Annotated in this window: 22 protein-coding genes and 3 pseudogenes; 13 read left to right on the top strand and 12 right to left on the bottom strand. The window is 59.8% G+C overall.

Annotated features, from left to right (window positions below; genetic code table 11):
• Positions 1 to 18 precede the first annotated feature (18 nt).
• Positions 19 to 1,152, bottom strand: a complete 1,134-nt coding sequence (locus tag ACR9ZQ_RS05550) for an ABC transporter substrate-binding protein (RefSeq protein ID WP_481427160.1) — start codon at positions 1,150 to 1,152, stop codon at positions 19 to 21.
• Positions 1,153 to 1,343: 191 nt separating this feature from the next.
• Between ACR9ZQ_RS05550 and ACR9ZQ_RS05545 the strand changes: the two genes are divergently transcribed.
• On the top strand, positions 1,344 to 2,375 hold the full coding sequence (locus ACR9ZQ_RS05545) for a helix-turn-helix transcriptional regulator (RefSeq protein WP_481427159.1): 1,032 nt from the start codon (positions 1,344 to 1,346) through the stop codon (positions 2,373 to 2,375).
• 87 nt (positions 2,376 to 2,462) lie between these two features.
• On the top strand, positions 2,463 to 3,809 hold the full coding sequence (locus ACR9ZQ_RS05540; RefSeq protein ID WP_481427158.1) for an amidase: 1,347 nt from the start codon (positions 2,463 to 2,465) through the stop codon (positions 3,807 to 3,809).
• Between the two features lie 279 nt (positions 3,810 to 4,088).
• On the opposite strand, the gene ACR9ZQ_RS05535 is transcribed toward ACR9ZQ_RS05540, so the two are convergent.
• The 3 genes from ACR9ZQ_RS05535 to ACR9ZQ_RS05525 form a co-directional block, all read right to left on the bottom strand.
• Positions 4,089 to 4,886: an ABC transporter ATP-binding protein gene (locus ACR9ZQ_RS05535; protein WP_481427157.1), complete on the bottom strand. Its 798-nt coding sequence runs from the start codon at positions 4,884 to 4,886 to the stop codon at positions 4,089 to 4,091.
• Positions 4,876 to 5,631 (bottom strand): ABC transporter permease, encoded by a 756-nt coding sequence (locus ACR9ZQ_RS05530; RefSeq protein ID WP_481427287.1) that lies wholly within the window; start codon positions 5,629 to 5,631, stop codon positions 4,876 to 4,878. The genes ACR9ZQ_RS05535 and ACR9ZQ_RS05530 overlap by 11 nt, the downstream gene beginning before the upstream one ends.
• Before the next feature lie 101 nt (positions 5,632 to 5,732).
• Positions 5,733 to 5,867: a hypothetical protein gene (locus tag ACR9ZQ_RS05525; RefSeq protein ID WP_481427286.1), complete on the bottom strand. Its 135-nt coding sequence runs from the start codon at positions 5,865 to 5,867 to the stop codon at positions 5,733 to 5,735.
• Positions 5,868 to 5,890: 23 nt separating this feature from the next.
• On the opposite strand from ACR9ZQ_RS05525, the gene ACR9ZQ_RS05520 reads away from it, so the two are divergent.
• The 5 genes and pseudogenes from ACR9ZQ_RS05520 to ACR9ZQ_RS05500 all read left to right on the top strand — a co-directional run bounded on the left by ACR9ZQ_RS05520 (position 5,891) and on the right by ACR9ZQ_RS05500 (position 10,674).
• A complete protein-coding gene (locus tag ACR9ZQ_RS05520) occupies positions 5,891 to 6,799 on the top strand; it encodes an ABC transporter permease (RefSeq protein ID WP_481427156.1) in 909 nt (302 codons plus the stop codon).
• Between the two features lie 18 nt (positions 6,800 to 6,817).
• Positions 6,818 to 7,732: pseudogene (locus ACR9ZQ_RS05515) on the top strand (dihydrodipicolinate synthase family protein); the annotation flags it as partial.
• Positions 7,733 to 7,743: 11 nt separating this feature from the next.
• A complete protein-coding gene (locus tag ACR9ZQ_RS05510) occupies positions 7,744 to 8,760 on the top strand; it encodes an ABC transporter ATP-binding protein (RefSeq protein WP_481427155.1) in 1,017 nt (338 codons plus the stop codon).
• Entirely contained in the window at positions 8,761 to 9,714 is a 954-nt protein-coding gene (locus ACR9ZQ_RS05505; RefSeq protein WP_481427154.1) for an ABC transporter ATP-binding protein, read from the top strand. It abuts the gene before it with no gap.
• 24 nt (positions 9,715 to 9,738) lie between these two features.
• Positions 9,739 to 10,674, top strand: a complete 936-nt coding sequence (locus ACR9ZQ_RS05500; RefSeq protein WP_481427153.1) for a dihydrodipicolinate synthase family protein — start codon at positions 9,739 to 9,741, stop codon at positions 10,672 to 10,674.
• A 38-nt stretch (positions 10,675 to 10,712) separates the two neighbouring features.
• Here the strand turns inward: ACR9ZQ_RS05500 and ACR9ZQ_RS05495 are convergent.
• A pseudogene (locus tag ACR9ZQ_RS05495) lies at positions 10,713 to 10,862 on the bottom strand (SDR family NAD(P)-dependent oxidoreductase); the annotation flags it as partial.
• Between the two features lie 176 nt (positions 10,863 to 11,038).
• Here ACR9ZQ_RS05495 and ACR9ZQ_RS05490 point away from each other — a divergent pair.
• The gene (locus ACR9ZQ_RS05490; RefSeq protein WP_162748193.1) at positions 11,039 to 11,203 is read left to right on the top strand and encodes a hypothetical protein; all 165 of its coding nucleotides are present in this window, start codon (positions 11,039 to 11,041) and stop codon (positions 11,201 to 11,203) included.
• 170 nt (positions 11,204 to 11,373) lie between these two features.
• Here the strand turns inward: ACR9ZQ_RS05490 and ACR9ZQ_RS05485 are convergent, their stop codons facing one another.
• Entirely contained in the window at positions 11,374 to 12,492 is a 1,119-nt protein-coding gene (locus ACR9ZQ_RS05485) for a Gfo/Idh/MocA family protein (protein WP_481427152.1), read from the bottom strand.
• Between the two features lie 103 nt (positions 12,493 to 12,595).
• On the opposite strand from ACR9ZQ_RS05485, the gene ACR9ZQ_RS05480 reads away from it, so the two are divergent.
• Both ACR9ZQ_RS05480 and ACR9ZQ_RS05475 read left to right on the top strand, forming a co-directional pair.
• On the top strand, positions 12,596 to 13,465 hold the full coding sequence (locus ACR9ZQ_RS05480) for a LysR family transcriptional regulator (protein WP_481427151.1): 870 nt from the start codon (positions 12,596 to 12,598) through the stop codon (positions 13,463 to 13,465).
• Positions 13,466 to 13,497: 32 nt separating this feature from the next.
• The gene (locus tag ACR9ZQ_RS05475) at positions 13,498 to 13,785 is read left to right on the top strand and encodes a helix-turn-helix domain-containing protein (protein ID WP_481427150.1); all 288 of its coding nucleotides are present in this window, start codon (positions 13,498 to 13,500) and stop codon (positions 13,783 to 13,785) included.
• A 77-nt stretch (positions 13,786 to 13,862) separates the two neighbouring features.
• On the opposite strand, the gene ACR9ZQ_RS05470 is transcribed toward ACR9ZQ_RS05475, so the two are convergent.
• The 3 genes from ACR9ZQ_RS05470 to ACR9ZQ_RS05460 form a co-directional block, all read right to left on the bottom strand.
• Positions 13,863 to 14,840 (bottom strand): magnesium transporter CorA family protein, encoded by a 978-nt coding sequence (locus ACR9ZQ_RS05470; protein WP_477922685.1) that lies wholly within the window; start codon positions 14,838 to 14,840, stop codon positions 13,863 to 13,865.
• 67 nt (positions 14,841 to 14,907) lie between these two features.
• Positions 14,908 to 15,261, bottom strand: coding sequence for a cupin domain-containing protein (locus ACR9ZQ_RS05465; RefSeq protein ID WP_405049791.1), 354 nt, complete (start codon positions 15,259 to 15,261; stop codon positions 14,908 to 14,910).
• A gap of 122 nt (positions 15,262 to 15,383) precedes the next feature.
• Positions 15,384 to 15,491 (bottom strand): DUF982 domain-containing protein, encoded by a 108-nt coding sequence (locus ACR9ZQ_RS05460; protein ID WP_477922849.1) that lies wholly within the window; start codon positions 15,489 to 15,491, stop codon positions 15,384 to 15,386.
• 22 nt (positions 15,492 to 15,513) lie between these two features.
• On the opposite strand from ACR9ZQ_RS05460, the pseudogene ACR9ZQ_RS05455 reads away from it, so the two are divergent.
• The 3 genes and pseudogenes from ACR9ZQ_RS05455 to ACR9ZQ_RS05445 all read left to right on the top strand — a co-directional run.
• Positions 15,514 to 15,981 (top strand): annotated as a pseudogene (locus tag ACR9ZQ_RS05455) (MmyB family transcriptional regulator); the annotation flags it as partial.
• Positions 15,978 to 16,397: a hypothetical protein gene (locus ACR9ZQ_RS05450; RefSeq protein WP_481427149.1), complete on the top strand. Its 420-nt coding sequence runs from the start codon at positions 15,978 to 15,980 to the stop codon at positions 16,395 to 16,397. The pseudogene ACR9ZQ_RS05455 and the gene ACR9ZQ_RS05450, both read left to right, overlap by 4 nt.
• Complete coding sequence (locus ACR9ZQ_RS05445) at positions 16,394 to 16,570, top strand: hypothetical protein (RefSeq protein ID WP_481427148.1); 177 nt, start codon at positions 16,394 to 16,396, stop codon at positions 16,568 to 16,570. The genes ACR9ZQ_RS05450 and ACR9ZQ_RS05445 overlap by 4 nt, the downstream gene beginning before the upstream one ends.
• Before the next feature lie 77 nt (positions 16,571 to 16,647).
• Here ACR9ZQ_RS05445 and ACR9ZQ_RS05440 read toward each other — a convergent pair whose 3' ends face one another.
• The 3 genes from ACR9ZQ_RS05440 to ACR9ZQ_RS05430 all read right to left on the bottom strand — a co-directional run bounded on the left by ACR9ZQ_RS05440 (position 16,648) and on the right by ACR9ZQ_RS05430 (position 18,858).
• Positions 16,648 to 17,130: an RES family NAD+ phosphorylase gene (locus tag ACR9ZQ_RS05440; protein WP_481427147.1), complete on the bottom strand. Its 483-nt coding sequence runs from the start codon at positions 17,128 to 17,130 to the stop codon at positions 16,648 to 16,650.
• Entirely contained in the window at positions 17,130 to 17,705 is a 576-nt protein-coding gene (parS, locus tag ACR9ZQ_RS05435) for a type II RES/Xre toxin-antitoxin system antitoxin (RefSeq protein ID WP_477922678.1), read from the bottom strand. Before parS ends, ACR9ZQ_RS05440 begins: the two co-directional genes overlap by 1 nt.
• Positions 17,706 to 17,889: 184 nt before the next feature.
• On the bottom strand, positions 17,890 to 18,858 hold the full coding sequence (locus ACR9ZQ_RS05430) for a quinone oxidoreductase family protein (protein ID WP_477922848.1): 969 nt from the start codon (positions 18,856 to 18,858) through the stop codon (positions 17,890 to 17,892).
• Positions 18,859 to 18,887: the final 29 nt, after the last annotated feature.

The raw sequence follows: 18,887 nt of genomic DNA, 5'->3' as shown, positions 1-18,887 counted from the left end.
AGTCTCCTGCAGGCCGGATCAGGCGGTCTTGAATGTCTGCCAGGCGTCGGCCCAGCCGGTATCGTCCACCGGTGCCTTGGCCATCGTGCACTGCGAGACCCATTCTTCCATCTTGTCGAGGCCGAGCGCCTTGACCTGATCGGCGGTCAGCAGGTCCTTGACCTTGGCATTGGTGACCGCGAACTTGTCGGCGCCCCATGCCATCTGCTTCATCGCCTTGGCGCTGGTCATGTAATTGATGTAGGCGAGCGCGGACGCCAAATGTTCGGTGCCGCGGACGATCTGCAGCGATTCCATCCACATGGCGCCACCCTGCTTTGGGATCACGAGATCAACATTGGCGCCGGCGAGACGTGCGGTAGTGCGGACGTTGTCGCTGGACGAGCCCCAGACCATCCATGCCTCGCGGTTGGTCAGATCGGTCTTGACCGTGCCCATATCAGCCTGCAGAGCGCGCATGTTCGGTCGGAATGCTGTCATCTTGGCGAGAACCTTCTGCAGTTCGTCGCCCGTTGCCGTCTCCGGGGTCTTCAGACCATTCCAAAGGCCGACCATCCAGAGGTAGAGCTCCGGCCAGTCGATGATCTCGACGCGACCCTTCAGCGACGGATCCCATGCAAGCTCGGCATCGGTTGCCGACTGGGCAGAAATCTTGTCGGGCCAAAACACGAAACCGTTGACTCCGAAGCGGGTCGGGATCGCGTAGACCTCGTTGTTGTACATAGTCTCCGGTCGATTGCGGAACATCGGGATTGTCTCGTCGAGCGACGACAGCTTCGCTGTATCCACCGGTAAAGTTAGGCCCGCCTCGGCGAATTTGGAGGTCCATACAGCATCGGGGTTGATCACGTCGAACTTGACGGTGCCGGCCTGCACGAGATTGAGCTGGGCGCCATTGCTTTCAGCCTCCTTTACGTTCAGCTCGACGCCGGTGAGGTCGGTGAAGCTTTTCATGAGATCGGGATCGTCGTAGCCTGCCCAGGCGAGAACGTTCAGCGGCCCAGTCAACTTCTGATCGTTTGCGAAGGCGGGTTTGGTGAAGTCCACCTGCGATGCAACCGCTGCGAACATGGCGGCGTTGGCGCCGTGACGCAGCAGATCCCGGCGGGAAAGCTGAAACGGCATGCCTGGCTTCTTGATATCGGTCGACATTCTCTTGTTCCCTTTTACCAGCAGCGGGTAGACCAACGCTGTTGCTTAGAAATTATGCACCGACAATAAACTAGGCGCTGATTACCCCCAATAGTGACTGCAGTCACCCCGGAAGCTGCGGTCGAGCTCGTCCGTCCCGAAAGGGCATGAAAATTGCTTTGGATAGCCGTGCTCGTGAGACGGTGTGTTGTATGATGGAAAGTCAGGTACTGACTGCGGGCAATTCCCTGCCCCAGGGCTTTGCGGCGACCATGTCCAAGGTTATCTCCAAGATCGGACGCCCGGATTTCTATGAGAGCATGGTAGAGCTGCTGCGCCAGATGATTCCCTGCGATTTCTGGATCGTGGCGCGATACGAAGATCGGTCGAGGCCTCTCATCGTATCGGAGAACGGCATGGGAGCCAGCGCCAAGGCAGCCTATGCCGACACGCTCTGGCAGCTCGATCCGCTGCCGCGCCGCTGGACGGAACGTTTGTTGAATGCCATCAGCCTCAACGACCTGCGCAACAGCGGCGATCTGGACAATGCCTACCGTCGGTATCTCGACAAGACGCTGCGGATAGCCGACGAGCTGGCCCTACTCTTCCCTCTCAACGACCGCAGCTTCCTTGCACTCTGCCTCGACCGTCAGAACAGCATTTTCTCCCGGGAGGAGATTGCGTTGGCACACGAGCTGCAGCAGATGCTGATCGAAATGCATCATCTGCACATGCTACGGGCAATCGATCGCCATTTGGCACTGCTGCTGCACCGGAACGATCTCGGCAAATCCGAAATCATGATCCTGAGCGACAACAACACTGTGCTCTATAAGTCCGAAACTTGGTCGCATGCCGCGACTCAGGCATTCGAGCGCGAGCCGGAACCGAGCGAGATCGGCAGCAACCGAGTGGCCGAAACGATGGGCCGCGACGGCTGGTCGCTGCTGCGCCTGACAGGCGCGTCACATGATGCCATCCTTACAGGCGCCGACATCTACGTGCTGCGCCGGAACGCCGGCGACCTCCCGGAGCGGGTGGAACAGTTCAGCCGGCTGCACAGCCTGACAGGCCGGCAGAAGCAGATCGTTCTGCTGTGCCTGCAGGGCCAGCACAATGCGTCGATCGCCGAGCGTCTTGATATTACCGTCGGAAGTGTCAAGAATCACAAGTTGAGGCTTTACGAGAAGCTGGACGTGACCACTGAAAGAGAACTCGTCTCCGCTGTTCTTGCGCATTTTTGAGCGGATGATGACCGCAGCCATCATTGTGCTGCTCCTACAGGCATGCTTGGTTGCCCCAACCCATCAGCGCCATCAGCCGGTAACGCCATGCGTCATAATATCGCTTTTCTTTCCGCCAAAGAGCTTGGCGCTGCCTATCGTTCCGGGGAATTGACGCCACTTGAGGTTTGCCGATCGGCGCTTGACAGGCTGGCAGCGCTCGACCCTCAGCTCAACGCCTTCATCGATCCGATGCGTGACAACGTCCTCGAACAGGCGCGCGTAGCGACGGAGGAACTGAAGTCAGGCATGGATAAGGGACCGCTGCACGGGATTCCTGTCGCCATCAAGGATATCATCGACGTTGCGGGTATCGCCACAGGCTACGCGACCAAAGCGGTTGCACCTCGCATCCCCGAGGAGGATGCGACCTGCGTGGCGCTGCTGCGTGAGGCGGGCGCGATCATTTTTGGCAAGACCAATCTCCTGGAATTCGCCTACGGTGTTGTCCATCCGGATTTTGGCCAGACCAACAACCCCTTCGATACGGCGCGCACCGCAGGCGGGTCGAGCGGCGGATCGGCCGCCGCCGTGGCTGCCGGTATAGTGCCGCTGGCGCTGGGAACCGATACTGGAGGCTCCGTCAGGGCGCCCGCCTCCTATTGTGGTATCGTCGGCTTCAAGCCGAGCTTCGGCGCGCTATCGCTGAAAGGCGTCTTTCCACTGTCCCGATCGCTTGACCATCTCGGCTTGCTGGCCCGCAATGTCAGCGATGCCGCGCTGGTCTTTTCGGTTCTGTCTACGGACGCCGGCGATCAGCCGGATCCGACCGCGAATACAAGTAGCCTACGACTGGGCATCGTGGACGCACAATGGAACCACCCGGCCATCCAGCCGGGTGTGCGAGAAGTTCTTGCTGAAGCCTATCGCCGGCTCGCGGCTGCCGGCGTGGAATTCCTTGCCGTGGATCTGCCCGAGCCGCAGGCGATGGCGTCGGCCCTGCTCGACATCCTGCTGCCGGAAGCAGCCATCGTTCACGAGAACATTTACAGGAGCGATCCCAAGGGCTACGCCGCCGGTACAAGACAGCAGATCCGCGCCGGTCTCAGACAGCCAGCCACGCGCTATCTCAAGGCGAAGCATCTGCAGCAGCTCTGGCATGACGAGTTAATCACGAGATCTGCCGAAGTCGACGCGATCCTAACGCCGACGATCCCCTTCATCGCGCCTGCAGCCGATCCGGCCCTTTCCGCCGATGGTGATGATGAAATTCTATTCCTTTCCCACGCAAACCTCACCGGCGCGGCTTGCATCTCCGTGCATTGCGGCTTCAGTGAGAACTTTCCAGTCGGACTCCAACTGACCGCCGCGTCCGGAAGTGACTGCCGATTGCTAGTTGTGGCCCACCTTCTTGAGCGGTGCCTACCGTTGAACCGGAGACTGTTGCCTAGCTAGCAAATCAATAGGCGTGTCATTTCGATTTTTAGCAAATGATGCGACCGCAAAATTTTGCGTAAGGTTCCAGCCGCCTTGAACGGACTCGAACCATCAGCGTGCCTCATGCTCGCTGAGCACTTGTAATTTTGGGCGTTCTTGTGGGGGCCGCAGCCGAGTAGCTTGCAAGAGCCAAATGCCAACCTTGCCTCTGCCACGTCCGGATTCCAAATGGCTGTCACTCTCTGTTATCTGGAGAACTCCCGCGAGACTTACGGCGCGGAAAGCCGCCTCGACTGATCAAACAGCCGGTTCAGAAGCCACCTCGTCCAGAAGTGAGGAAACTTGTTCTGTGGCCGTGGCGAATGAGGAACTTATGCGGAACGCCTTTGCTCGTGGATGAGGCTCACCGATTCTGACAGATCCGCTGACGCGCCCCGGCCGGGGCGCCATCACGACGACGCGATCGGAAAGATAGACACTCTCGGTGATGCTATGGGTCACCATGATCACGGTACAGCCGGTCTCTGCCCAGATCTTGAGAAGATCGTCATGCAACTTTGTGCGGGTGATTTCGTCGAGCGCGCCAAAAGGCTCATCAAGCAGAAGCACCTCTGGCTTTGTCACCAGAGCCCGGGCGATCGAGACGCGCATCTTCATGCCGCCCGACAGCTCTCTTGGATACGCATCCGCAAACCCTTCCAGCCCGACCATTGCGAGACAACGATTGACGTCGGAAGCCGCGGTGGTCTCCGAGCCGTTCAACGCCAATGGCAATGCGACGTTCTCGGTAACGGTCGCCCAGGGCATTAGGCTCGGCTCTTGAAACACGAAACCGACTGAGTTGCCAAGGTCGTCGGGTTGCTGACGCCGCGCCAGTTCGACACCACCGTTTGTCGCAGCGGCGAGTCCGGCCAGAATATAGAGAACGGTCGACTTGCCACACCCGGAAGGTCCGAGGAGGCTGACGAACTCGCCCTTGTGGATCGTGAGGTCCAGCCTGTCGATTGCCAGCGTGCCGTTCGGATATCGCTTGGTCAGCCCTCTCAGCCGAGCGGCTATAGGCGCGCTAGCGTTTGCATGCAGCTCATCTATCATCTTTCAGCTCGCTTTCATGCCAGTGGCCAAGAAGGAAGGAGGACAGCCTGGTCATGCAATACCAGAGTACGATGCCGAACGCGGCAAGCAGGAAGAGCGCGGCGAACATCCGCGGGACATCGAGCATGGTGCTACTCTGCACGATCGTCCAGGCAAGCCCGGTGGATGTTCCGCTGCCTGCTACGAATTCGGCAACCACAGCTCCGATGACGGAAAGACCGGAGGATATCCGCGCGCCAGACAGTATGAACGGCAGGGCTGCAGGAAGCTGCAGTCGGATGAGGCGTTGCCATCGGCTCGCCCGATAGAGCGTGAAGACATTCTGCAAGCCACGATCAACCGATTTTATCCCCAATACTGTCGCTGACAATACGGGGAAGAAGGCGACTAGCCACGAAAGGATCAGCAAAGCGAGCCAGACCCTCGATAGGCCGACCCAGATGATTACCAGCGGCGCGATCGCGATGACCGGCGTGACCTGAAGCGCAACGGCATAGGGCCAGACAATCCTTTCGATCGGCCGGTAAAGCGCGATCAAGATACCGAGCGCGATGCCGCTCATCATCGCGAGCATGAAGGCCGCCAAGGTTACGAGCGCCGTATTACCAAGTGCGCGCAACAGGTCGACTAAATTGGCTCTGAGCGAAAGAAAAATAACACTCGGCGCGGGCAGGACATAAGGCGGGATGCCGCGCCAACGGACCCATACTTCCCAGAGGGCAAGGAAAACCAGCCCGGCAATCATCGGCGATAGACGATCGAATAACAGCCGCGGCGAAGTCACGCTGTCGCTGGCTAGCGCAAGGGACGCGGGCACAACAGGATCGCGATCTTCCGGAAATGTCGTCAAAGCTGCGGCCTCCTTGTCGCTTGCGGCAATCTGGCCGCGATATCGAACAGGCGCCATTCTTCATGCCAGCGCGTAACGAACTGGATACCGATCGGCAGCGCGACAGACGTAAAGCCGCATGGGACTGATATGGCGGGATGACCAGTCAGGTTGAATGGATAAAGAGCTGCCGCCCAGGCGGCGTAATCCTCGCCGCTCTCCTGAACGCCGCAGCCCGGGGCCGCTTGCCCGCGCCTTCGGCCGCTTTCTGCTCAACCGCGCAGCCGTTGCCGGCGTCTGCATTGCCGTTCCGATGCTGCTGTTGATCCTGTCCTATCCGCTCTGGTGGACGTTCCAGCCGAACGACATCGATCTTCTGGCGATGAACAGCGGCCCGACGGCAAAGCACTGGTTCGGAACCGACGGCGTCGGTCGCGATGTCTTTGCGCGCGTGCTCGAAGGCGGCCGGATTTCGCTGCTGGTCGCCATCGCATCGACTGCGCTTTCCGCGGTCATCGGCTTCCTCTTCGGAGCCATCTCGGCGCTTGCAGGACGTTGGACGGGCGCCGTTTCGATGCGCTTCGTCGATCTCGTGATGACCCTGCCGCCCGTCATCTTCCTGCTTGTGCTCGCCTCGATTGCCGGCACCGGCATCTGGCCGACCGTGCTCGTCATCTCGCTGCTCTCCTGGCCGGTGCTGGCGCGGATGATCCGCTCCCGGCTGCTGGAACTGCGTGAACGCGACTTCGTCATGGCCGCCCGCGGCATGGGCGCCGGCATCGGGCATCTGCTCTTTCGCCACGGCCTGCCGAACTCGATCGATATTCTCATGGTCTATGCGACCTTGCAGATCGCCAATGCCATCCTGCTGGAGGCCGGCCTGTCCTTCCTCGGTCTCGGCATTGCGCCGCCGGCGGCCAGCTGGGGCAACATGCTGAACGCGGCGCGCTCGACCGCCGTGCTCGAACAATATCCGTGGCAATGGCTCTTCCCCGGCGCTGCGCTCATCCTTGCCGTGCTTGCAATCAACTTCATCGGCGATGGCCTCAGAGATGCCTTCGACCCGCGTGCCGAACTGAACTGACAATCGAAAGAAGCGAAAATGACCAAATTCAAGGGTGTCGTCCCCCCCGTCGTAACACCGCTCAATCCGGATTTCACCGTCGACTATCCCTCCTATACGCGGGTGCTCGAGCATCTGATCGATGCCGGTTGCCATGGCGTCTTCGTACTCGGCTCAACGAGCGAAGTGGTCTTCCATGACGAAAAGACCCGGCGGGAAATCATCGAACATTCGGCCAAGGTGGTGAATGGCCGCGTGCCGCTGATCGTCGGCGTCATAGATCCGACCACCGATCGGGTCATCGCCCATTCGAAGGTCGCAAAGGCGGCCGGCGCCGATGCGGTGGTGGTGACGGCGCCATTCTACACCGTCACCAGCCAGTCAGAGATTCTCGATCACTTCCGTTATATCCGCGACGCCGTGGACGTCCCCCTTGTCGCCTACGACATTCCCGTCTGCGTTCACGTCAAGCTGCAGCGCCAGACCGTCGTCACCCTTGCCAAAGAAGGCGCCATCATCGGCCTCAAGGATTCCAGCGGCGACGACGGCAACTTCCGCTATGCGCTCCTCGACCTTGCCGAACACAAGGACATCTTCCTGATGACCGGCTCGGAGATCGTCGTCGACAACGCCCTTTTGATGGGCGCCCACGGCGTCGTTCCCGGCATCGCCAATGTCGATCCGCACGGCTATGTGCGCCTCTGGGATGCCGCGCAGCGCGGCGACTGGGTCGCCGCGAAGAAGGAGCAGGAGCGACTCTGCCACCTGTTCGAAATCGTCTGGGTCGCACAGGGCCGCGTCAGCGGCGGCGCCGCGGGCATCGGCGCCTTCAAGACAGCCATGCGCAGCCTCGGCATCATCGATTCCGCCGTCATGCCGCGGCCGCGTGCCTCCCTGAACGAGGCCGAAACCGCGCGGATCGACGAAATCCTGCGCGCAACCGGCCTACTGAACCGAGCCGGACGATGGAACAGACCGCCGAACCCGTACTCGACATCAAGGGACTGCGAACGATCTTCCGCGTCCGCGGCAGCGAGATCACGGCGGTCAACGATATCGACCTGACGGTCGCCGCCGGCGAGACGCTCGCGCTCGTCGGCGAATCCGGCTCCGGCAAGTCTGTGACTAGCCTCTCGGTCATGCGACTGCTCACCCGCAACATCGGGGTGATCGCCGCGGGCAGCATCCGCCTGACGACGCGCTCCGGTGCAGTCCAGGATCTTGTTTCTCTCGACGAGGAGAGCATGCGCAGGATCAGGGGCGACGACATCGGCATGGTGTTTCAGGAGCCGATGTCGAGCCTCAATCCCGTCTTCACGATCGGCGACCAGATCTCCGAGCCGATCCGCATCCATCGCGGCGCCGACCGCAAGACAGCGATGAATGCCGCCGTCGCGCTGCTTGAAAGCGTCGGCATACCGGACGCCAGACGCCGCGCCGGCCAATACCCGCATGAACTCTCCGGCGGCATGCGCCAACGCGCCACGATCGCAATGGCGCTCGCCTGCGATCCGGCGCTGTTGATTGCCGACGAGCCGACCACGGCGCTCGACGTGACGATCCAGGCGCAGATTCTCGATCTCCTACTCAAACTGCAGCGCGAGCGCGGCATGGCGATGCTCTTCGTCACGCACAATCTCGGCGTCGTCGCCGAAATCGCCCATCGCGTCGCGGTCATGTATGCCGGCAGGATCGTCGAGGAGGGACCGGTCGGCGAGGTTTTCCGCAATCCAAAGCATCCCTATACGATGGGCCTGCTCGCCTCCATGCCACGGCTTGGCGACGCAACACGGATGAAACAGGCGGGTGAAAAGCTCGCAGCCATTCCCGGCATGGTCCCGAGCCTGATGAACATGCCGAGCGGTTGTGCTTTTGCGCCGCGCTGCAAATTCGCGGTCGATGCCTGTCGCGCCGCGGTTCCAGCGCTTGACAAGATCAATTCGCAGCATCGAAGCCGCTGCATCAGATGGCAGGAGATCTAGATGAGCGAACCCCTGCTCTCCGTCCGTGACCTTTCGAAACACTATACGTCCCGCGGTGCACGGCTGAATATCCTGCAAGGCATCTCCTTCGATATCGGCAAGGGTGAAGTCGTCGGGCTTGTCGGCGAATCCGGCAGCGGAAAGACCACGATCGGGCGCTCCGTCCTTCGGCTCGTCGAACCGTCGTCCGGCAGCGTCCGTTTCGATGGGAAAGAACTGACAGACCTCTCCGCTTGGGCGCTTAGGCGGCAACGGCCGCGCATGCAGTATATTTTCCAGGACCCCTTCGCCAGCCTGTCACCGCGCATGACGATCGGCGAAATCCTCACGGAAGGCTTGAAGATCCAAGGGATCGGATCGGCCCGCGACAGGCTTGAACGAGCCCAAGCCGCCCTGGCGCAGGTCGAGCTGCCGGCCGATGCGATCAATCGCTACGCGCATGAGTTTTCCGGCGGGCAGCGCCAGCGCATCGGCATCGCCCGCGCCCTGACCCTGTCGCCCGAATTCATCGTCGCCGACGAACCGGTCTCCGCGCTGGATGTCTCGATCCAGGCGCAGGTGATCAACCTTCTGCGCGAATTGCAGCAACGACTCGGCCTGACCATGCTGTTCATCTCGCATGATCTTGCTGTCGTCGAATATATCTGCGACCGGGTCATCGTGCTCTATCTCGGCCGCATCATGGAGATCGCACCGAGCGCCGACCTTTATGCGAGGCCTCAGCATCCCTATACGCGCGCGCTGCTCTCCGCCATTCCGTCACCCGATCCGGATGCCCGGCGTGACCGGCAGATCCTCAAAGTCGATATTCCAAGCCCGGCCAATCCGCCGAGCGGTTGTGTCTTTCGCACGCGCTGTCCGAGCGCGCTCGATGTTTGCGCCGCCACAGTTCCTCAACTGCGGGAGGTCGCGCCAGGCCAATACAAGGCCTGCATCCGCGACGATCTCAACTGAACTGACGCCACAGGGAAACAAGTGATGAATGCGAAGACGTCGCAACCAACCCTCCGCGGAAACTGGGCTAGCCTGCTTTTGCCGATTGCGCCCGACGATAGCATCGAATTCGACAAGCTCGGCGAGGAGATCGACATCCTCATCGACGCCAAGGTCGATGGCATTTATTCGAACGGCACCGCCGGTGAATTCCACAATCAGACTGAGGAGGAGTTCGACAGGATCCAGGCGTTGCTGGCCGAGCGCTGCAGCGCAGCCTCGATGCCCTTTGTGATTGGCGCCTGCCAGCCCGACCCGCTGATCATGCTCAATCGCGTCCGTCGGGCCCGCGCACTACGTCCCGCCGCCATTCAGGTGATACTCCCAGACTGGTGGCCGCTCACCGATGCCGAAGCGGTCGACTTCCTGAACCGTGCTGCGCAAACGGCTGATGGAATTCCGCTCATCCTTTACAATCCGCCACATGCAAAGCGCGTCCTCACGCCCAAGGAACTGGGTGTGGTCTGCGCGTCAGTGCCTGGCGTGAGCGGCATCAAGCTCGCCGACGGCGACAGCTCCTGGTATGCAGAGGCTCGTCGTCATCTTGCAGGCCAGTCTCTCTTCGTTCCCGGCCACCATCTTGCAACCGGCACGAAGGAGGGTGTGGCGGCAGGCTCGTTTTCCAATGTCGCCTGCCTCAGTCCCCGCGGCGCGCAAAAGTGGACGGCGTCGATGCGCAGCAATATCGATGCCGCACTCGATCTCGAGCGACGCATCTGCGCATTCATGGACAATCATATCGTCCCTTTCCGCCAAAACATAGGTTTTTCGAACGCTGCCCTCGACAAATTGCTGAGTGCGATCGGCAATTGGGGACCCGTGGCAACTCGTCTGCGGTTTCCCTACCGATCGATCGATGCTTCGGAAGCCGAGAGATTGCGAAGAATTGCAATGTCTGAGCTCCCCGATCTATTTCACTAGGTTTAGGCGCATCGACGCCGTCAGCAACGCCATCGAGCCGCAAGAGCGCTGTCCTTGGACGACGAGTAACTGCAGGCAACGTGCGCGCTATCCCTGGTGAACCGTCTGACGATCGCCGCTCCCATGCCGCGCGAACCACCCGTGACCAAGGCGACCTTTCCGGCGAGCGGCAAGTGATCTTGAACCATAATTCCCTCCATTAAGCACTAATAATTGGCACCGCTTCGATTGGCGGGACTATGCCGTCCGAGTTGTGTGGCTGAAATCAGTCGCGGGTATAGGGACATCATACCCGCGTACGATCCGATTGGAGAAAGGAACAAAGCCCAGCGCTTGAGGTTGAAGTTCGATTGGAGGAGCTGTCATGAGCGGCTTTTTGAAGTTCGTGCTCATAGGCTTGGCAGCCATGAGCGGCGCAATGGCGATGCCGATTTTAATGTCTTCCGAGGCGACACCGTCTCCGTGCCGCAACGCGGGCTTCCGTTTTGATTTTCGTAGCCGCGTCCGGATTGAACGTCCGCCGTCTTGAACAGTGCGGCCAAAACCAACACGGAAGCTGATCCTGCGTTTCTGGTGGTCGGCTCCGGTTGATGACATCGAAGATACGTGCGATCTCCAGCGCCAGCTTCATGGCAAGCGGGCAGCGCCGACGAAGCGGTAGACGTTCGGTGTTAGCCCCACGGCATAAAACGTAATCCCTCACGACAGCACAACGCGATGTCCGCTTTCGGCCGCTCTCTCTATCGCGTCAATCACTCGATGCACTGCGACTGCGTCCTCGAAGCTCGGCGCAGTATGAGTGCCTTCCCGTAAATCCTGGGCCATGTTTGCATAGAGGCGTGCGACATTCCCAGGCTCGACATCCTCCGGCCAACCAGCCCGGTACGTGGCGGGAATCTCAAGCGCACGGAATGCTGTCTCCCTGCCGCGGGCACCCGTCAGTGAAAGAGGCACCATTTGCACGTGGCCCGACAAACCAGAGACCCGGATGTCGCCCTCGCTCCCATGAATCTCCCAAAACAACCCATCGCCGTCCCGCGGCGCGCCGCCGCGGTAATGGATAGAAATGGGTGCGCCGCCGGTCAAAACCCCGCTCACAAGCACCTGGTCGGGTGCCGATACCGGTAACGTTTCACCGGTATCGATTGCTGTCACCATGGGTCTCCGTGTCGTTACTACAGCAGAAACTTCCACGATGTCGCCTAACACATGCCTCAGCGCCGCCAGCGTATGCCCCACTGGGATCGTCAGCATATTTGCACCATTGGCGCGGTCCAGCAAATATCCGTAGGTCTTCGCGTCAGGAATAGTGCCGCCGCCGAGTGCAGTCCCGCCTCGCGCTACCAAGGTCGTCGACAGCACCTCGCCGATAAAGCCGTCGAGGATCAAATTTCTCAGGTACTCGATCTCCGGCGCGAAACGCGCTTGGGTTCCCACCACGCCAAGGACGCCTCGTGCCTTGGCCAGCGCAGCCATCTCGCTGGCTTCCGCCAATCCATTTCCGAGCGGCCATTCGCAATAGACATGTTTGCCCGCTTCGATCGCGGCCTTCACGATTTCGAAATGTGGGGGTACCTTCACCGCGACAGTGACAATGTCGACCTCAGGGGATGTGATCAACTCGGCAACGCCGGCGAAGGCTTTTGATATCCCCGTTTCGGCTGCGGCCGCTTGGGCACTGACCTGGGTGGTGTTGGCAATCCCGACGATCTCGAAGGTGCCGGAGAGAGAGCGCAAAGCCGGAATATGGGCGCGCGCGGCCCAGCTCCTTCCAGGCTGCACGCCAACGATGCCGATCTTGAAGCGTTGTCCGGTCATGATGTTCGCCTTCCTTATGATAAATTCTGACGCCCAAAGTACATGGATGGCATCCCTGCGAAAATTCGGTATATATGCCGGTAAGCCTGGAGATTCTGCACAGATGATTGACTGGGAAGACGTTCGGCATTTCCTCGCAGCTGCTCAGAGCGGCACGCTGTCTGGCGCTGCCCGCAGCCTCAAGGTGGATCACGCGACTGTAAGCAGGCGGCTTGCCGCCCTGGAGGCCGACCTTGACGTGAAACTGGTGGATCGCCTGCCGCGGTCCTGCCGTCTCACCAGCGTGGGCAGGCAGGTTTTCGACCGGGCCGTGGAAATGGAGACTGCGGCTGATGGTATCGCTCGTCTGGCGAAAGCCGCTCACGCCCCGCTTTTTGGCCGGATCACGCTGAGCGCTCCACCCGTGCTCGTAACGCATCTTCTAACCGACCAGTTGACGCGTTTCAGGGAGAAGCATCCCGACATCCGGCTATCGCTCTCCTCGCAACCGCAGCGGGTTTCGCTGAGCCGTCGAGAGGCTGATGTCGCTGTACGGTTCATCAGGCCGGAGGAGATCAGCAGCGTGACACGGAAGATCGGGACAATGGCCTTTGGGCTCTATGCACACCGTTCCTATGCTCATCTGGCCGCCCCCGACCGCTGGGAGTTCATAGGGTGGGACCAGACTTTTGCCGATACGCCGGCACAATCGTGGCTGGTCGGCATAGCCGGCCGACGTCCGATCGTCTGTGAACTGACTTACTCAAGCGAACACCTAATCGCCGTGCGGGCAGGAGTGGGCGTGGCAGGTTTGCCTTGCTTTATTGGCGACCGCGATCGCGATCTAGTTCGGATCAACGAGCGTGTACCACACTTCGCACGCGACATATGGCTCTTGGTTCACCGTGACCTTCACAAAACTCCTGCGGTCCGTGCGGTCATAGACTTCGTGGTGGCCGCTGTTGCCGAATATCCGGACCTGGCGACCCAATAGTCTTTCCTCTTCGCACGTGCGGATAGCCTCCGTTGGAAAACCGTGACGAGACGTTTCAGCGAGTTCAGAAATACGAAAAGGGCACCAACCGCGTTAGTGCCAGCGTTCTGTTCGAGATCGCACAAGCGCTGTCAATCTCAATGGACGACTTCTTCAAGGGCGCGGAAGCAGTCAATCCCAAGCTCGAGAGTTCCCGACGCCCCCTTCCCTCGGGCGACCTCGCGCACGTGAAGAGCACGGCCGTTCGGAAGGAAGGCATTGTAAGTTTGATCCGATCGGTTTCCTCTGACGCCCGACGTAGAAATCTCTCCAGCGGATGACGTCTCAACAGATTAAGGCCGGGATCCGAGAGTGCCTGGTGGAGCCAATCTCCGTGGGCTTTCGAATTTCTGCAATCTCAAAACCACCCTTTGCGCCAGAACCAAAGCAGTGGTGCGACGGCGCTTAGGATGATGATGGCCCACGCGAAGGGATATCCCCAAGGCCAATTCAGCTCTGGCATGAACTTGAAGTTCATTCCCCATATTCCGGCCATCAAAGTGGGCGGCACGCCAACGACAGATGCGATTGTCAGCACCTTGAAGATGTCGTTCTGTTCGATGGTGATGAAGCCCAGGACGGCGTCCAGGAGGAACTGCGTCTTATCGGAAAGGTGTGTCTCGTAGTCGCTCAGCGAAGCAACATCCTTCGCCACCGCGTGGAGTTGATCTCGGAATTCATCCGACAGCATGTCGTGACATACATCCAGCGTGAACGAGGCCATTCTACCGACGCCAAGGAGCACATCTCGGGCCTTTGAGGATCGGTCTCCGAGAGCGCCTACCTTGGACAACGCTCGACGGAGTGTGAAATTGGCGCTGCGAGGAGATGCCGAGCCCCTGAGGTCTCCCTTAAAGACCGTCTTGGACACCTCGTCGACCGCAGTCGCCAAATGTTCCAGAACGTCTGCACCGCGGTCCACGATCGCCTCGAGCAGCGCCACGAAGACCCCCATGCCGCTGGCCAGGGTTTCGTCCTGCGCCAGCCTTTCAGCAACAGCATCGAAAGCGGGCTGGCTCTCGTAACGAACCGTTATAAGAAAATCGGGGCCGACGATAAAACCTGCCGGGGAAAGCTCTGCGTGCTCGAGCGTCGCGTGTGCGACGACCGGCGCACTGAGATAAATCCGATTACCCTCCTTCGACAGCCTGCTTGACGCCTCGATCTCGCTCAGAGCCTCGCGCGTCGGCACTCTCACCTTCGCCCGGCGTCTGACGAAGTCGATCTCCTCTTCATCGGGATTGAGTAGGTCCATCCAGATCACATGGCCCGGCAAATCTTCATCGGCCCCGCCCGACATGACGGTGCCATCGGTATCGCGGTAAATTTTTAGCAAGCGCGTCTCCTGGAGACTCCAGACGGACGGATGCTTGGGCAATGCCAAGCTGTGTAACTATGACGTCTCATCCCTTATGGGCTTCCGCCCAGTGCGGATATGTAACGAAAGCAGTGAGCGCGCCCTCCCCCTCCGTCGAGATAGTCACCGCCTCCCCTTTGGGCATGTAGACGATGTCGCCTGGACCTGCCGTGACGGTGCCATCGCGCGTGGAAACGGATAGCCGGCCTTCCAAGACTATCATCGTGTCATCGACGGCCATTTTTTCGGTGAGCGTCTGACCAGGAGCGTATTTGCCGTAACCGATAGTGACAGGGCCGCCGTTTTTCTCGTCGATCAGATTTCCGACATAGATATTGGCATTCTGTCCAGGCGACTTGACTAGCTTTGCGTCAGATACACTGAATTTTTGGACCTTCATCTGTCGACTCCCATGTTTCCAATTGGAGATAGCGCAGATGCAACGGTCGCCAACTGAGCTGCAGGAGATGTCCATGGTTGAGCGGTGGCGTTGGAGCGCAGAGACAAACCAGGCCCACGAAATCAATCGGGTAAAACCCGGATCCCCGCGGTGTGGGCAGCATCAACGAAAGCTCCGCGAGCTTTGTCGCCGTCTTGTTGTAGCGACATGGCATCCATGCAGGAACTCATTGCCTTGCTAAACTGAGCCGGGACGGCGATCTGGAACGTGCTCGCCTGGAACCGGGCGGCCACCGTCATGCCGGGCGACTATGGCTCGCTGCCGCCGCACCAGCGCAATGTGCTGCGCGTAGTCTTCCTCGATCCGCGTTCCCGTGCCTTGCAGTATGACTGGGAGAGCGTGGCACGCCACATCGTGGGTGCATTCCGTGTTGAGGCCGCGCGTGCCGGGGCCGCGGCGGAGGTCGAGCCTCTCGTCGATGAGCTCTGCCGACTCAGTCCCGAGTTCAGGGCTATGTGGCGTAACAACGATGTTCGCGAGATTTATGGCGAGGCCATCAAGCGCATCCGCCATCCGGTTCTCGGCCCGCTCGCCTTTGAATATTCGACCTTCTCGGTCGACGGCCGGACGGATCTCAGCCTGTGTGTCTACAATCCGGCGACTCCAGCGGATACGGAGAAGATCACATCGCTGATCGGCTCGGCGTTGAGCCGTGAGTGACGGCGCGGCGTCCGAGCGCGACATTGCCGTCACGAGGCGTCGCGGCCCATGCCCGGGACGTCGTAGTTGATGACCATCTAATAGGTGCCGTACAACAGACCATCACACCTGCTCTGCGCGCCGCCCCCGAGGTGATGAATCTGATCCTGCTTGCCGGCCCGCTTGATCGCAGCACCGGTTCCGATGCCCTGTCCATCCCGGACGTCGATGATGCCACAGAGATCGGGGTTCTGCTGGAGCGCAGTTTCCGTAATGGCTCCAGCCTTCGAAGCGTCCCAGTCGGCAGCCTGGAGGAATTCAAGCGCATCGCTGCAGACAGCATCAGGCTGGCACGCGAAAAAGACACGGGCACGATCCGCTACGACATCTTTTCGATGACAACGAGACCGAAACAGTCGTGTACGAAGAGTTCGTGAATCCCGCCGCGCGACTGGAGCATCTGGCAAACCTCGGCGAAAATGTCGCCGGCATGCTGGCGATCGTCGACATGCAAGCGGAGGTCTGGTCTCATTGCGATCCGCAACTGCGTACTTCGACCGAAGGGTACGACGTCAGGTTCTACAAGCCATTCTTGCGGTTCCGAGCGTAAGCCGCACGGTCAACGCAGCGATGGGCGCGAGCGCGCCTCATCGGCGCGAAGCCTGATCTTGGTTGGCTGCAGGTGATTTAGGCCTTCGACTTCAGGCGCGAATCGTAGAGCCACCTGCGGACCTTCATGGCTGAAATTTTACTAGCGTCTGGGTGCAGCGGGTTGACGAGCACATTCAACTCGTCGGGTACAATGACCGAAGGAACGAACAAACAGGCAGACCGACGTTCAGCCAGCCAGGTCGAGCCATAGGCCAAGCTGGCGCGCCCCGCTGGTAGCGCATCCCATCCTACCGGCGCCGTTTTGGCATCCAGCCGCTCGCTTGCCTCCCATAGGGCTTGAGGGATGTCGATTCTGACGAGGTAGCGGTTTAAAGGTAAGCTAGATGCAGCAAAATGCACGAGCGTCTCCATCGCCGAGAGGGAGATGTTTTCCGTGCAGTAAAGCAAAGCGAAGCCCGGCGCATTCCATCGCCCTCCGGTAACTTTCGCACCCGTTCCTGTGAGGTCATCCGCTTCGTAATCTGGAGTGTCCGCCGCGATCCGCCACGCTGCGGGCATCAGGAGTAGGCCCCGCTTTGCATCCGGGCGAGTAATTGCGACACCATTGCCTGCCCTTCGAGCGTATCAATGAAATCGAGTGGACGGGCACCGCCAAGAGCCGGCACGGATTGCTGTAGCCAGCCGGCCAGCCAGCTTGCAGCGTCAAATCCTTTTGTATCGCCAGACTGCTTTACCATTTCGGTAACTTGGCCCACGAGCTTGGAAACGCCCAACACACGCTCGCTATCCTCCGGGGATAGGTTTTCCTGCCTACTCACCTTTCGATTCAACGTGGCGATTGACATCCTGAGGCTTTCTAGAAGCACACTCTGAGGTATGCCAAGCCGCTCCTGCAGATGCTTCACATCTCGTGCGCTAATCCCTTCTCGAATCATCTCAATCCGCTGCCAAGCCGGTGCTCGAAAGATTTCCTCGAAGTCGGAAACAGAAACAGTCTTCTTCCGCTTACCGCGACGCGCGGGTTCCGATGGCTCGCCGAAAATCGCCCGCAGAAGCTTTTCCTCCGGGGTCATCTGATCGAGATCAGACTTGACTTCGCGCTTCGATGTAACTCTTGCTGTTGCAGGTTCCATATGAATATCACGACATCGCTTGCCGTGCTCCTTTGAGCATTAATATAACTCAAATGATTAGATATTCAAGGGCCGTTGCCGCCGCCTGACTGTTCGGTCTGGCAACTGGCTGGGTTGAAGGGACTGGAACCACCGACCCGTGAAAGTGAATTTCTTCAAACAGTTACGGGAGGGGTCGACGACATTAGGGAATTAGCAGGAGCTTACCCGTCGTGCGGCGCGATTCCAAATCGGCGTGAGCCAGAGCCGCGTCCGACAGCGCGTAACGGCTTCCGACCTCGATCTTGAGCTCGCCACTTCGGATCCATTCAAACAAAATCGCGGTTTGCTCCAGCAACGCATCACGATCAGGAATATGGTCGGCAAAGGTTGGGAAGCCGATCTTTATGCTACGCGGCAATGTGGCGACGTTGATCGGTGGAGGAGCACCGAGTACTGGGCCGTAGTAGGCGAGAACGCCGTGTCTTGCCAGAGATCCCATTGAATCCTGAAACGTTGATGCACCGGAACCATCGAAGACGACATCGGCTCCTCTCCCGTCAGTCAGATCCAAAACCTGCTGCGCGAATTTCCCCTCCCTATCGACGATCATGTGGTCAGCGCCCGCTGCGCGGGCGGCACCGATCTTTTCCTCGCTTGAGACGCGGCCGATCACGGTTCCTCCCCTAAGCTTGACGATCTGACTGACAAGGGAACCGACGCCGCCCGCTGCCGCATGCACAAGCGCCACGTCACCCGGCTTTGTCTCGTAGAACCGTGTTGCGAAGTGGCTTGCCGTGATCCCTTGCATCATCAGGGCAGCCGCCGTCTCATCCGTAATGTCGTCAGGCAGAGGAACGAGGGATGCGGCCGGAAGTGCGATCTGCTTAGAATAGCTACCGGGGCCGTAAACCCAGGCAACTCTTTGCCCGGGTCGAAGATCAGTGACGCCAGAGCCGACTGCGGCGACGGTACCCGCCCCCTCTACCCCGGGAACAAGCGGAAGAGCCTTGTCCTTCCAGAGTAGTCCATTGCGAACCCCGATATCCATGAAATTGACGCCGGACGCAGAGACGTCGACCACCGCTTCGTTGGCGCGAGCAACCGGTGCTTCGATGTCTTCCAGGACGAGCGTTTCGGCAGCTCCGCGCTGTCTTAACACAATTGCCTTCACCACATTCATGCTCCTTCTAGGCAGCGGAC

Source organism: Rhizobium sp. KNZ14-9A (assembly GCF_056755015.1).
This window is presented reverse-complemented; position numbering and strand designations above follow the sequence as displayed.